General features: G+C 63.8%; 15 protein-coding genes. 8 read left to right on the top strand and 7 right to left on the bottom strand.

Features of this window, described 5'->3' with window-relative positions:
* The first annotated feature begins 7 nt into the window (after positions 1-7).
* The 3 genes from hyi (at position 8) to K3F49_RS12280 (ending at position 2,379) form a co-directional block, all read left to right on the top strand.
* Positions 8-793, top strand: coding sequence for a hydroxypyruvate isomerase (gene hyi, locus K3F49_RS12290; RefSeq protein ID WP_234681177.1), 786 nt, complete (start codon positions 8-10; stop codon positions 791-793).
* A gap of 199 nt (positions 794-992) precedes the next feature.
* Complete coding sequence (locus tag K3F49_RS12285; RefSeq protein WP_234681176.1) at positions 993-1,880, top strand: 2-hydroxy-3-oxopropionate reductase; 888 nt, start codon at positions 993-995, stop codon at positions 1,878-1,880.
* A 115-nt stretch (positions 1,881-1,995) separates the two neighbouring features.
* A complete protein-coding gene (locus tag K3F49_RS12280; RefSeq protein WP_234681175.1) occupies positions 1,996-2,379 on the top strand; it encodes a DUF1236 domain-containing protein in 384 nt (127 codons plus the stop codon).
* Between the two features lie 75 nt (positions 2,380-2,454).
* On the opposite strand, the gene K3F49_RS12275 is transcribed toward K3F49_RS12280, so the two are convergent.
* Positions 2,455-3,051 (bottom strand): thiamine pyrophosphate-dependent enzyme, encoded by a 597-nt coding sequence (locus tag K3F49_RS12275; protein ID WP_234681174.1) that lies wholly within the window; start codon positions 3,049-3,051, stop codon positions 2,455-2,457.
* A gap of 8 nt (positions 3,052-3,059) precedes the next feature.
* Positions 3,060-3,626 (bottom strand): thiamine pyrophosphate-binding protein, encoded by a 567-nt coding sequence (locus K3F49_RS12270; protein WP_234681173.1) that lies wholly within the window; start codon positions 3,624-3,626, stop codon positions 3,060-3,062.
* A gap of 255 nt (positions 3,627-3,881) precedes the next feature.
* Between K3F49_RS12270 and K3F49_RS12265 the strand changes: the two genes are divergently transcribed.
* The gene (locus K3F49_RS12265; protein WP_234681172.1) at positions 3,882-4,931 is read left to right on the top strand and encodes a hydroxyacid dehydrogenase; all 1,050 of its coding nucleotides are present in this window, start codon (positions 3,882-3,884) and stop codon (positions 4,929-4,931) included.
* A gap of 34 nt (positions 4,932-4,965) precedes the next feature.
* Here the strand turns inward: K3F49_RS12265 and K3F49_RS12260 are convergent, their stop codons facing one another.
* A complete protein-coding gene (locus tag K3F49_RS12260; protein WP_234681445.1) occupies positions 4,966-5,199 on the bottom strand; it encodes a hypothetical protein in 234 nt (77 codons plus the stop codon).
* Here K3F49_RS12260 and K3F49_RS12255 point away from each other — a divergent pair.
* Together K3F49_RS12255 and K3F49_RS12250 are read left to right on the top strand one after the other, a co-directional pair.
* Positions 5,099-5,497 carry a flagellar basal body rod protein FlgC gene (locus K3F49_RS12255; protein ID WP_234681171.1) on the top strand — a complete coding sequence of 133 codons (399 nt, stop codon included), beginning with the start codon at positions 5,099-5,101 and terminating at the stop codon, positions 5,495-5,497. The genes K3F49_RS12260 and K3F49_RS12255 overlap by 101 nt on opposite strands.
* A 105-nt stretch (positions 5,498-5,602) precedes the next feature.
* A complete protein-coding gene (locus K3F49_RS12250) occupies positions 5,603-5,815 on the top strand; it encodes a hypothetical protein (protein WP_234681170.1) in 213 nt (70 codons plus the stop codon).
* Positions 5,816-5,818: 3 nt separating this feature from the next.
* Here K3F49_RS12250 and K3F49_RS12245 read toward each other — a convergent pair whose 3' ends face one another.
* From K3F49_RS12245 to K3F49_RS12235, 3 genes are all read right to left on the bottom strand, one after another.
* Entirely contained in the window at positions 5,819-6,397 is a 579-nt protein-coding gene (locus tag K3F49_RS12245; protein ID WP_234681169.1) for a GNAT family N-acetyltransferase, read from the bottom strand.
* Positions 6,398-6,403: 6 nt separating this feature from the next.
* The gene (locus K3F49_RS12240) at positions 6,404-8,761 is read right to left on the bottom strand and encodes an Orn/Lys/Arg family decarboxylase (RefSeq protein ID WP_234681168.1); all 2,358 of its coding nucleotides are present in this window, start codon (positions 8,759-8,761) and stop codon (positions 6,404-6,406) included.
* Positions 8,762-8,868: 107 nt separating this feature from the next.
* Positions 8,869-9,348 carry an Lrp/AsnC family transcriptional regulator gene (locus K3F49_RS12235; RefSeq protein WP_234681167.1) on the bottom strand — a complete coding sequence of 160 codons (480 nt, stop codon included), beginning with the start codon at positions 9,346-9,348 and terminating at the stop codon, positions 8,869-8,871.
* A gap of 133 nt (positions 9,349-9,481) precedes the next feature.
* Between K3F49_RS12235 and ald the strand changes: the two genes are divergently transcribed.
* Positions 9,482-10,597, top strand: coding sequence for an alanine dehydrogenase (ald, locus tag K3F49_RS12230; protein ID WP_234681166.1), 1,116 nt, complete (start codon positions 9,482-9,484; stop codon positions 10,595-10,597).
* Between the two features lie 8 nt (positions 10,598-10,605).
* Here ald and K3F49_RS12225 read toward each other — a convergent pair whose 3' ends face one another.
* Complete coding sequence (locus K3F49_RS12225) at positions 10,606-12,537, bottom strand: flavin-containing monooxygenase (protein WP_234681165.1); 1,932 nt, start codon at positions 12,535-12,537, stop codon at positions 10,606-10,608.
* 276 nt (positions 12,538-12,813) lie between these two features.
* Here K3F49_RS12225 and K3F49_RS12220 point away from each other — a divergent pair, with 276 nt between their 5' ends.
* On the top strand, positions 12,814-13,032 hold the full coding sequence (locus tag K3F49_RS12220) for a hypothetical protein (RefSeq protein ID WP_234681164.1): 219 nt from the start codon (positions 12,814-12,816) through the stop codon (positions 13,030-13,032).
* Positions 13,033-13,125: the final 93 nt, after the last annotated feature.

Here is a 13,125-nt window from a genome sequence, read left to right as displayed (position 1 = left end):
CAGCATCATGCCGAAATTCGCCGCCAACCTCACCATGCTTTTCAACGAGATGCCGTTTGTTGACCGCTTCGCTGCAGCGAAGGCGGCAGGCTTTGCCGGGGTCGAATATCTCTTCCCCTATGATTTCGACAAAGCGCTTTTGCGCGAGCAGTTAGAGGCCCACGGGTTGACGCAAGTGCTGCACAATCTGCCCGCCGGCAACTGGGCCGGCGGCGAGCGCGGCATCGCGATCCTGCCCGATCGCACCGCCGAATTCCGCGACGGCGTGTTCCGTGCCATCGACTACGCCAAGGCGCTCGATTGCGAGCAGCTCAATTGCCTCGTCGGCGTCGCGCCTGTCGATGTCGATCCGCGCGAGCTTCGGGAGACGTTGATCGGAAACCTGCGCTTTGCGGCTTCGACGCTGGCACGCGAAAACATCAAGCTGCTGGTCGAGCCGATCAATACCCTCGACATTCCCGGCTTCTTCCTCAACGGCACCGAGCAGGCGGTGCAGCTGACCTCCGAGGTGCGATCGAACAACCTGTTCGTCCAGTACGACATCTATCACATGCAGATCATGGAGGGCGATCTCGCCCGCACCATGCAGGAATATCTGCCGCGGATCGCTCATATCCAGCTCGCCGACAATCCCGGCCGCAACGAGCCCGGCACGGGCGAAATCAACTATCCCTTCCTGTTCCGCCATCTCGACGCGATCGGCTATCGCGGCTGGATCGGCTGCGAATACAAGCCGCGCACCACGACGCTGGAAGGCCTGTCCTGGCACGCCGCGCAGACTTTCGAGACCTGAGGAAGTGCGCTCCCTCTCCCGCTTGCGGGAGAGGGTTGGGGAGAGGGTGTCTCCGCGATGAAACACGGTGAGGTGCGTTGAAAATCCCCGGGCGGAAAGAACCCTCACCCGGCACTACGTGCCGACCTCTCCCGCAAGCGGGAGAGGTGCACCTCGCGCGCGGACAATATTTCACTAATCAACGGAAAGAAAATCAGACATGATTGACATCGGCTTCATCGGACTTGGCACCATGGGACGGCCGATGGCCGGCCATCTTCTGGCCGCGGGCCATCGCGTTCTCCTGCACGACGTCGCGCCGGTCGCCCCCGAGCTGATCGCAGCGGGCGGCATCGCCTGCAAGTCGGCGAGGGAAGTCGCGGAGGAGGCGGATGCCGTCATCATGATGGTGCCGGATACGCCGCATGTCGAAGCCGTGCTGTTCGGCAAGGACGGCGTTGCCGACGGCATCTCAAAAGGCAAGATCGTGGTCGACATGAGCTCGATCTCGCCGCTGGCGACCAAGGAGTTCGCGAAGAAGATCGAGGCGCTGGGCGCGGACTATCTCGATGCCCCGGTATCGGGCGGCGAAGTCGGTGCCAACGCCGCGAGCCTCACCATCATGGTCGGCGGGCCTGAGCGCGCCTTCAACACCATGAAGCCGATCTTCGACAGGATGGGCAAGAACGTCACCCATGTCGGGGCCAATGGCGACGGTCAGACCACGAAGGTCGCCAACCAGATCATTGTCGCGCTGACGATCGAGGCGGTGAGCGAGGCGCTGCTGTTCGCATCCAAGGCCGGTGCCGATCCCGCGCTGGTGCGGAAGGCGCTGATGGGGGGCTTTGCCTCGTCGCGGATTCTCGAAGTGCATGGCGAGCGCATGGTGAAGCGCAATTTCGATCCCGGCTTCCGTATCGAGCTGCACCAGAAGGATCTCAACCTCGCGCTCGAAGGCGCGCGTGCGCTCGGCCTGTCGCTGCCGAGCACGGCGGTGGCGCAGCAATTGTTCTCGTCCTGCACCGCGCATGGCGGCAAGGGCTGGGATCATTCGGCAATGGTGCGGGCGCTGGAACTGATGGCAGGGCACGAGGTCGCCGCCGCCTGAACTGTTACGCGGTAACACTCTTTCGGATTGGGCGCGTCTTTCGCCACGGGGGAACCGGAACAATGCTCCGGCCCCGCGGTTGAAGGCGCATCAACAAACACTGGAGAGTGTGGACATGAAGACCCGTCTTGCGATTTCGTTGGTTGCCGCGTCGCTGCTCGCGTCGAGCGCAGCCTTTGCACAGTCGACGACCGAACAGGGTGCCAGGAACGGCGCACGCGCGGGCGGCGACATCGGTGGTCCGGTCGGGGCCGTCGTTGGCGGCACCGTCGGTGCGGCGGTCGGCGCTGGCCTCGAAATTCCGAATGCGATCCTGGGTGGAATCCCGCGCGATGATTCCGTCGTGATTCAAGAGCGCGTCGTCGTGGGCGAGCCGCTGCCTCCGACCGTGGTGCTGCGGCCTGTGCCGAACTACACCGAGTATCGCTATGCTGTCGTGAACGATCGCCGCGTGATCGTCGAGCCGCGTACGCGCCGTGTCGTCAAGATCATCGACTGATCTGCGCCAAAGTGACTGGAATATCGGGCCCCGCGGAGCGACGCTCCGCGGGGCTCTGTCGTCAGTGGCGATGGCCTAAAGCGGCTCGCGCACACCGAGGCCGTGCATGAAGCGCTCGCGGATCTGCACGGGATCCCTGCGGGTGGTGCCGACGCCGGGCTTGTCGTCGATGCGCAGCGCGATGAGGCTGGGCTCGTCAGCCGACATCGCCTCGTCGATCAGCCGTTCGAAGTCCTCCTCGTCCGCGGCCCAGGCGCTGTTGGTGAGACCCGATGCTAAGGCGATCGCGACGAGATCGGCGACACCCGCGGCCGGCGTCGGCTGTGCGCCGGTGATCTGGTAGATGCCGTTATCCATCACGATCATGACCAGGTTCTTCGGCTTCAGCGCGGCGATGGTCGAGAGCGCACCGAGCTGCATCAATAGTGAGCCGTCGCCTTCGAGCGCAAAGACACGACGATCGGGCTGCGCCAGCGCCACGCCAAGCGCGATCGGGAAGGCGAGTCCCATGCTGCCGAGCATGTAAAAATTCTGCGGGCGGTGGCCGGCGGCCCAGAGGTCGAAATTGGTGTTGCCGATGCCACCGATTACTGCTTCCTCGCGCTTGAGCTTTGCGATCAGGCGCGAAGTCACATCGAACCGGTTCATCACCTTGGTGTTGCGGGTGCTCATCGCCGATCTCACTTGTCGAAGATCTTGCCGCCGGTGAGCAGCGGATTGAGGATCAGCGCCACCGGCGCCTGCGTGGTGACGGCCTGCTTGATCGAGCGCTCGGCGATGAATTCGAGCTCGTCGAGCCGGGTGATGGTGTGATGCTCCAGCGCCAGCGAATCGAGCACCGGGCGCATGGTGCGGCAGACCAGCGACTGGCCGTAATTGAACTCGCCGAGCGTGCCGCGTTCGGAGACGAACATGATCAGCGGGATCTGGTAGGGCACTGCGAGCGAGGCGAGCGTGTTTGCGAGCGTGGCAAAGCCCGAGGTCTGCATCAGCACCGCGCCGCGCCGTCCGCCCATCCAGGCGCCCGAGACGATGCCGACGGCCTCCTCCTCGCGGGCGGTCGCAAAGGTCGTGAAGAAGGGATCGGCGTGCAAATTCTTGATCAGCGGCGTCAACACCCGGTCGGGTACGTAGGGGATCAGGCTGATCTCGTTCCGCTTCAGGGTTTGCAGGACGATGCTATGCCAGCTTTTGTCGCCGGACCCCGGTCCCGCCTGGGACGAGGTCTGCTGTTCCGCAATCGCCATCGCGTTCTCCCTTGTGCCGCGCAGGTTTCTTGGTCTTGACCATTGTCTTGGTCGTCGCGGTGATCTGCCGAAACTTGACGGAGCGGGCAGGATTGTCAACATGTCCGGGCCGGCACCGTGATCTGCGCCAGACGGTCTGCCGTGGCCGGCGCCGCCATGTCATAAGCGGGATAACATGAAAACGGGAGAACGCTTGGACGGAGCGCGTATTGCGCGGACCTTGCGGGTCTCCACGAGAGAGCCGGAAGGGTCCTGATGTCGGTCAACAGCAAGCGCGTCTTCTACGTCAAATACCTGGCCAATCCAATCTACATCGACATCCTGAAGGCGCGGCCCGACGTCCGGCTCGACCGCATCGAGAACGAGAGCCCCGAGGACTTTTACGCCCCGATCCTGAGTGCGGCCCATGTCTACCAGATCGGTGCCGCCCGCGACGAGCTGGCGCCGCATTTCCATGTCGACGCGGCCTTCCTGAAGCGCACGCCGAACCTGCTGCTGGTCTCCAGCAACGGCGCAGGCTTCGACCCCGTCGACGTCGAGGCCTGCACGGATGCGGGCGTGCTGGTCGTGAACCAGTCGGGCGGCAATGCCCATTCGGTGGCCGAGCACGCGCTGGCGATGATGCTGACCTTGTCCAAGAGGATCATCCAGTCCGACCGCCGCTTGCGCCGTGAGGCGAATGTCAACCGCAACGAGCTCGTCGGCAACGAGGTCGAACACAAGACCGTTGGCATCATCGGGCTCGGCAATGTCGGCCGCCGGATCGCCGCGCTGTGCGAGGGCCTGCTCGGCATGAAGGTGCTGGCTTACGACCCGTATCTGTCTGCCGAAGTGATGGCCGAGCGGGGCGGCGAGAAGGTCGAGCTTGACGAGCTGCTGCGCCGCGCCGATTTCGTCTCGATCTCCTGTCCGCTCGACAAGCGCAGTCGCAACATGATCAGCGTGCGTGAGTTCGGCCTGATGCAGCCGCACGCCTATTTCATCACCACCGCGCGTGGCTTCATCCACGACGAGGACGCGCTGCTCCAGGCGTTGCGCGACAAGCGCATCGCCGGTGCCGGCCTCGACGTCTGGTCCAAGGAGCCGCCACCGCCGGAGCATCCGCTGCTGCAATTCGACAACGTGCTGGCGAGCCCGCACACCGCCGGTGTCACGATCGAAGCGCGCCAGAATATGGGCCGCATCGCCGCCGAGCAGGTGCTGGAGACGCTCGACGGCAAACGGCCGCCCCGCATCATCAATCCCGAGGTCTGGCCTGTTTATGCCGAGCGCTACAAGCAGGCCTTTGGCGTGATGCCGGGGTAGCGCGCGCGAAGGGCCGTTCCGCAGCGATCATTGGTTACCACGACAAAAAGACAAAGCGGCGCATCTTATCGATGACGTGAATGAACGCGTATGACTTGTCCTGTAGATCAGGTTCCATGAACATACTCTCGATTGCGACATCCGGATTATCTGCAGCGAGCTTGCGCGTGAACGTGGCCGCGAGCAACATTGCAAATGTCAGCACGACCGGCCCGCTACCAGACTCGGGCGGATCGAACGCAGCGGCCGGTGCCGGCAGTTCGCGCACCAGTTCGACTTATCCTGCGGCTTATGTGCCGTTGCGAGTCGATCAGGTCGACCAGTCGAGCGGCTCGACGCCAGGCGGTACGATCGCGACGGTGTCGACCGTTTCGCCGAGCTATTCCGCCCAATCCGACCCGAGCGCTCCATTCGCAAACCAGGACGGCTTGGTCGCCGCGCCGAACGTCGATCTCGCCAACGAGTTCGTTCAACTGGCAACGGCAAAGTACAGCTTCATTGCCAATGCAAAGGTCATTCAGGCCTATTCCGAAACGACAGAGGCGCTGCTCGATATCAAGACGTGACTGGCTGGCGGAGGAACCGTCGCCGGCTTTGATCTTCGTCAAAATCTCTCTCGCCGGTTTGGGCTAAATGGGATTAGATTGCTGCCGGGGCAGCAGGGAGGTCCCATGTCAACTTATGTCGTCAGGTTCATGAAGGACGTGCTCGGCCAGTACGGACGGCAGATCGAGGTCTGTCAGGGTGCGCTCGAGATCGACGCCGCCGACGAGGACGAGGCCAGGGAGCAGGCGAAGGCGAGGTTTTGCAAGGACCAGGCGTTGCATCACTGGTCGCTGCATGCCGACCGTATTCAGGTCAGGCCGGCTGACTTTCCCTCGTAGGGTTTAACGTCCCGGTGCCGTGAGCGATGGCGGCGCGGTGATGCCGGCGCCGAGCGAACGCTGCACCATGGCGGTGTCCGACCAGCGGCCGTGCCGATAAGCAACGCCGCAGAGCAGGCCCACGCGCGAAAATCCAAACTTCTCGTGCAGCGCCAGCGAGGGCGCATTGTCGGCATCGATATAGCCGATCATCTGGCGGAATCCGGCCGCGGCACAGGCGTCGATCAGCTCCCGAAGCAGCAGCCGTCCGACACCCCGGCCGAGATGCTCGTGGTGGACATAGATCGAGTGCTTGGCCGTGTAGCGATAGGCCGGTCGCTTGCGGAACAGCACCGCATAGGCGTAGCCGACGACTTCGCCGCGATAGGTCGCGACCAGATGCGGCAGACGGGTCTGCTTCAGATTCTTGCGCCGGTCGCGTAAGTCGTCCGGCTCCGGCGCGCCGGTTCCCTCGACATCGCGCGGCACGCCATTGCGGACGTGATGGCGGTAGATTGCCAGCATCGCTTCGATATCGCTCTCGCGTGACGGCCGGATCAGAACCGGCTCGCCATCGGTGCGTGCAATCGCTGTTTCGTTCATCGGCGCCTACTCGGCAACGACGTAAGTATAGAGCCCGATGCGGCCGCGCGCATCGACCTCCTTGTAGACGCCCTGGATTTCGACATCGAAGCCCGGAAACGTGTTGAAGCAGGTTTCGAACATCTTGAGATAATCCACCATGGGCTTGGCCCGTTCCGTCAGCCGCTCGCCGGGGACGATGGTGGCGATGCCGGGCGGATAGACCACGAAGGGGGTGGTGGCGATGCGGCCGGCGATTGCCTCGATCGGCAGATAGTCGACGTCGTTCTTGAACAGGAAGCGCGCGGCATCGCGCGGCGACATGACGATCTCAGGCATGTGCTCGGGCATGAATTGCCGCGCCTGGAGCGCGCTGACGTCGGCGGCGCGGAAGAAGCGGTGCATCTCCCCGCAGAGATCGCGCAGCCGCACGCCGGCGTAGCGCGCCTGCCGCCGCTGGTAGAATTCCGGGATCGCGTCGGCCAGCAGCGCATTGTCGTCGTGCAGCCTCTTGAACGCGACGAGGCCGGAGATCAGCGTGCCGGCCTTGCTCGCCTCGACGCCCGGCGTGAGCAAGAAAAGCAGGGAGTTGAGGTCGTTCTTTTCTGGCACGATGCGGTTTTCGCGCAAGTACTGCGCGACGACCGGAGCAGGAATGCCGTGCTCGGCATAGGCGCCGGTGCCACGGTCGAAGCCTGGCGTAAGCAGCGTCAGCTTGTTCGGATCGGTCATGGCAAAGCCCTCGGCCATGGCGGGGAAGCCGTGCCAATCGCTCGCGGGCGAAAGGTGCCAGAGCGCGGGATTGGTCGCGAGTTCGTCGGTCGACAGCGTTTCCCAGGCAACATTGTGGGAGGCGCCGGGGCGGCTGACGTCGGGGATGGCGACGCGATCGGGAACGAAGGGCTCGAAGAACCAGCGCCGGTCCGCGTTCTGTTCCTTCTCCTCGAACTCCCGGCGCATGGCGCGGATCTTTTTGCGCAGCTCGATGCCCAGCCGAATCGTGTCGTCCCACAGCACCTCGCCGGAGCGGCCCTTCATCATCTGCGCGCCGACGTCGAGCGAGGCGAACAACGGATAAAATGGCGAGGTCGAGGCGTGCTGCATGAAGCTTTCGTTGAAGCGACGGTGCTCGACCCGCCGCTTCTGGCCCCGGATGTGGCGATCCTTGATGTGGATCTGCGAGGCCTGAGAGAAACTCGCAAGCTGCTTGTGGGTCGACTGCGTCGCGATGATACCCGGTGCTTCCGGCGGAAGGTTGGCGAGCCCCATCGCGAAACGGCCGGCATAAAGCGGGTGGAACTTCATGAAGCCGGCCCAGGCCTCGTCGAACAGGATGTATTCGCAGAGATGGCCGATGCGTTTCAGGATCATTTCGGCGTTGTGGATCGTGCCGTCATAGGTGCATTGCTCGACCACGGCGACGCGGAACGGCCGCTCCTTGCGCCAGGCGTCCTTGTCCGTGACCAAGGGATGATTGCGGATCGCCTCGCGCAGGGCCTTTTCGTCCAGCGCGTCCCAGCGCATCGGGCCGATCAGGCCCCAGGCGTTGCGGATGGTCGGGACATAGACCGGGATGCCGCCATTGATCATCAGCGCGCCGTGATGGGCGGCCTTGTGGTTGTTGCGGTCGAACAGCACGAGGTCGCCATCGGTGACGAGCGCGCCGAGCGCGACCTTGTTCGAGGTCGAGGTGCCGTTGAGCACGAAATAGGTCTTTTCCGCGCCGAAGATCGCGGCCGCTTCCTTCTGCGCCTTCAGCGCCGGGCCCTCATGGGTGAGGAGGTCGCCGAGATCGAGCACGGAATTGTCGAGGTCGTCGCGGAATACCGATTCGCCGAGATGCTCGACGAACACCCGGCCGATCGGGCTGCGGTTGTAGAACACGCCGCCATTGTGGCCCGGGCAGGTCCAGAGCTGGTTGCCTTCCTCGGCATAATCGACCAGCGCACCGAAGAACGGCGTCTTCAGCGTCTCGGCATATTGCTTGAGCCGGCTGATCAAATTCTTGGCAATGAAGGTCGGGGTCTCCTCGGACAGGAACACGTAGCCGTCGATGAAGTCGAGCACCTCGACCGGCAGATCTTCGAACCGCTTGCGCCGGATCAGCAGGATGATCGGGAAGTCGAGGCCGCGGCGCCGCATCAAATTGATCAGCGCCGAAGTCTTGCCCTCGAGCCCCTTCTTGCCCCAGTCCACCACCATGCAGCCGATCGCGGCATCGGTCTGTACCGCCATCTCGGCGTCTTCCAGCTTGCGGGCCCGGACCACCTCGAAGCCGGAGCGCTGGATCTCCTCGATGATCTGGTTGAAGCGGACGCCCTCGAGGTCGTCGGCGTCGAAAACAGGTGCGGCGAACAGGAAGTTGAAGCGCTTGAAATAGTCCATGGCGTGTCCCGAATGTGCAGAGACTGACAGGTCTCGGCACATTCGATGACAGTTCTATGACAGCGCTGTGGGATAGCCTTCCGCCGCGTTGGTGGGGAGAGGAGCCGCTACCGCTTGCCTTCGCCGAATACCACGGTCGGCACCGCGCGATTGACGATCTCGCGTAGCGCGAAGCTCGATTGCACCCGCGCCACGCGCGGCAGGCGCGACAGCTCGGTGCGGTGGATGCGCTCGAAATCCTGGATGTCGCGCGCAAGCACGATCAAAATATAGTCGTCGGTCCCCGACATCAGGAAGCAGCGCACGACGGAGGGGCACTTCACCACCTCCGCCTCGAACGCTTTCAGCGCCTCGTCGCTCTGGCTCTCCAGCGCAATGCGCACCAGCACCGTGGTGGTGAGGCCGAACTGCGCCAGATCGAGCGCGACCTGGTAGGCCTGGATGTAGCCGTCGTCCTCGAGCGTCTTCTGCCGCCGCGCCAGCGCGGTGCTGGAGAGGCCGACCTTGTTGGCGAGCTCGGTGTGGCTGGCGCGCGCATTGGTCGTGAGTTCCGCGAGAATGGCGAGATCTTTCCGGTCGAGGGCCAAGGTTTCGTTTCCAGCGTGAAAGGACACTTCCGCGACCGAAACCGGCGCGGGACGGCCAAAGCTAGCGGATATTTGCACGAAACCAAACCAGCCTCGTCGCTACGATCATGCGGGGAATCAAAAGGAGGCCGGGATGCGCGTCGGTGTGCCCAAGGAGATCAAGGTCCAGGAATATCGCGTCGGGCTCACCCCGGGCGCCGTCCGCGAATACGTCGCGGCCGGGCACCAGGTCTCGGTCGAGACCGGCGCCGGCAGCGGCATCGGCGCCTCCGACGAGGTCTATCAGCGGGCAGGGGCCTCGATCGCTGCGAGCGCGCGCGACATCTTCGCCAAGTCCGACATGATCGTGAAGGTGAAGGAGCCGCAGAAGGGCGAATGGGCCCAGCTCCGCGAGAGCCAGATCCTGTTTACTTACCTCCATCTTGCGCCGGATCCCGAACAGGCCAAGGGCCTGCTGACGTCCGGTTGCAGCGCGATCGCCTATGAGACCGTCACCGACGCGGCCGGTCACCTCCCCCTGCTGGCGCCGATGAGCGAAGTCGCCGGCCGCCTCGCCATCGAGGCCGCCGGCGCCGCCCTCAAGCGATCGTCCGGTGGTCGCGGGCTGTTGCTCGGTGGCGTGCCCGGCGTGCAACCGGCGCGCGTCGTCGTGCTCGGCGGCGGCGTGGTGGGAACGCAGGCCGCGCGAATGGCCGCAGGCCTCGGTGCTGAGGTCACCGTGATAGACCGCTCGATCCCGCGCTTGCGCGAGCTCGATGATCTCTTCGCCGGCCGTGTGCGCACCCGCTTCTCCACGATCGAGTCCGTCGAAGAAGAGGTGTTTGCCGCAGACGTCGTGATCGGCGCCGTGCTGGTGCCAGGCGCCAGCGCGCCAAAGCTCGTCACACGCGCGATGCTGAAATCGATGCGGCCCGGTGCCGTGCTGGTCGATGTCGCGATCGACCAGGGTGGTTGCTTCGAGACCTCGCGTGCGACGACGCATGCGGAGCCGACCTACGAGGTCGACGGCGTCGTGCATTATTGCGTCGCCAACATGCCGGGCGCGGTGCCGGTGACGTCGAGCCAGGCGCTGAACAATGCGACGCTGCCGTTCGGCTTGATGCTCGCCAACAAGGGCTTTGCCGCAGTGCTGGAAAATCCGCATCTGCGCAACGGGCTGAACGTCCATCGCGGCCGCATCACCAACAGGGCGGTGGCGGAAAGTCTCGGGCTGGAGTTCGCGCCGGTGGGAAGCGGGTTGGCGGCCTGATAAGGCCGTCATTGCCGATGTGGTGAGGTCCACCCCTTCGTCAGCCTGTATTGCCGCAGATCCGGATCGTGCGTCATCCGCCAGTAGTCCACGAACCGCCAGGGCATCGCGGAAAATACGCGGCCGCTCGAGTTGCGGTAGTATGTGCTCATACCCGGATGGGTCCAGATCATAGCCTCGTGCTCGGCATCGACCTTGCTGACATAGTCGTCGAGCACGTCCGGGCGGACGTCGATGGCGGCGATGTCGTGCTCGATCATGTCGACGAGGCATGCGGAGATGTAGCGGCTCTGGCATTCCGACTGGAAGATGACGCTGCCGCCATGGGCCGGGCCCGAGTTCGGGCCGAGCATGCAGAAGAAGTTGGGAAAATCCGGCACGGTGAGGCCGAGGAAGGCGGTCGGATTGTCGTTAGCCCAGGCCTCGCGGAGGTTCTTGCCGTCGCGGCCGCTGATGTTGAGGCGCGCCGCCATCGCCGTCACCTTGAAACCGGTCGCGACGATGATGATGTCGGCGGGATGCTGCTTGCCGTCGGCGGTCACGATGCCGCCTTCATCGAAATGGTCGATCGCATCAGTGATCAGCTCGACATTGTCCCGCCTCAAGGTCCTGAACCAGTTGTTGTCGAGCAGGATGCGCTTGCCATAGGGCGGATAGGTCGGCACGCATTTTTCGATCAGGTCGGGCCGGTCTTTCAGCTCGGTCAGGATGAAGTCGGTCAGCTCCTGGCGATGCCGGTCGTTGCCCTTGTTGACGGCGCGTTCCGGATGCGGCCAGGCCGGGTCCTTGCGCAGGAACGGCAGCAAGCCGTCGCCATAGCGCCAGAACATGTTGAAGCGGTACCACTGCACATAGAACGGAAGGTGCGCGAGCAGCCAGCGCGCGCCTTCGCTGATCGGGTCGGCATAGCCCTTCACCGGTCGCGCCCATTGCGCGCTGCGCTGATAGACCGTGACGGAGGCGACACGGCCCGCGATCGCCGGCACCACCTGCATTGACGTGGCGCCGGTGCCGATCACGGCGACATGCTTGCCGTCGAGATTGATGTCGTCCGACCACAGTGCCGAGTGCAGGATCGTTCCCTTGAATTCCTCCTCACCCTTGAAATGTGCGCGTGAGGGATCGTTGAGCTGGCCGATGGCTGAAACCAGAGCCGTCGATTCGAAGATCTCTTCGCCGTCCTTCGTCTTCAGCGTGGAGATCCAGCGCCGCTTGCTGTCATCCCAGCGCGATGCCATCAGCTCGGTGCTGACGCGCAGATGCTTGCGGATGCCGTATTCGTCGGCGACCTTCAGGAGATAACCGAGCAGCTCCTCGCGCAGGCAGAAATAGCGCGTCCATGCGTTGCGTGAGCCGAACGAGTAGGAATAAGAGTGGTTCGGCGTGTCGACGCCGCAACCGGGATAGCGATTGATCCACCAGGTGCCGCCAAGCTCGGCGTTTTTCTCGACGATCGTGTAGGGGATGCCGAGATGGCCGAGCGCGACACCGAGCGCGATAGCGCAGACACCGGCGCCGACGATCAGCACGTGTTGTCTAGAGAGCTTCTCGTCCGAAGGCCGCGCCGTCCAGCGCGCCTCGCGCGACACAAAGCCCATCTCCTCGCGCATCAGCGGCGCATATTCCGCCGCGACGTTCTCGCCGAGGCAGGCGCGCATCATCTTCAGCAGCAGCTGTTCGCCGGGATCGGTGATCATCGGCCTCGGCGGGCCTTCGGCAAACAGCTTGACCACGGCGGCGCGGATCTCGTCCTGGACCTCGCGGGGCACGCCGGCCTCGGGGTCGGGGATGAGGCGGATGTCGCGCTTGGGCAAATAGGGCGGCTCGAGCCAGCGTTCATCGCCGGTCATGTGCACCAGCACCATCAGGAGGCAGCGGATATCGGCTTCGGAAATCGCGGAGGCGAGGTCGAGCGGCTGGCGGGGAGATTCGATGTTCATCGTCTTCTGATCTCCGGCGATCCCATGTGTCCGGTCCTGAAGGGATGAACGAAGGACTTGCGGGCACGGGACGGTAGTCGACCAGCGCTGGGGCGTCTACGCGGCGGCGTCCGGCCGCGCCCCCGTGTCCAAATGGGCTAAAAGAAGAAAACTATTGCCTGGTGACCGTCCCACGGAAGGAGCTTCCCCTCCAGAGGGCAAAAACGCCAATTGCATCCATTGCTGTTTGGGCCCGAAACGACGACATTTCGGTTACAGATTGATGGATTGACGACCATGGAACGCACTGGATTTGAGCCCTTCGGCGAGCAGCTGGTGTCCGCAACGGACACCCAGCCGCAGTCGCGCGCCTCGAAGTTGCTCCTGCGGGCGGGTACGGGCGTGTTCTGGACGCTGGTCGCGGGCATCGTGCTGGCGCGTGCAGCCTTCTTCGAGCCCTGTGTCTACGACAGCTTCAGCCACGTTGCTTCGATCGCCAGGAACCTGCTGTTCTGAGCCGGATCATTCCGGGCTGAGGACAGAACTTCCCTCGGCCCTGATATGTCGAAATCTTATTCCTCAAACGAACGGCGCTGCGTATAAATCCTT

The sequence above is a fragment of the Bradyrhizobium monzae genome, assembly GCF_021458635.1.
GTDB lineage: Bacteria > Pseudomonadota > Alphaproteobacteria > Rhizobiales > Xanthobacteraceae > Bradyrhizobium.
This window is presented reverse-complemented; position numbering and strand designations above follow the sequence as displayed.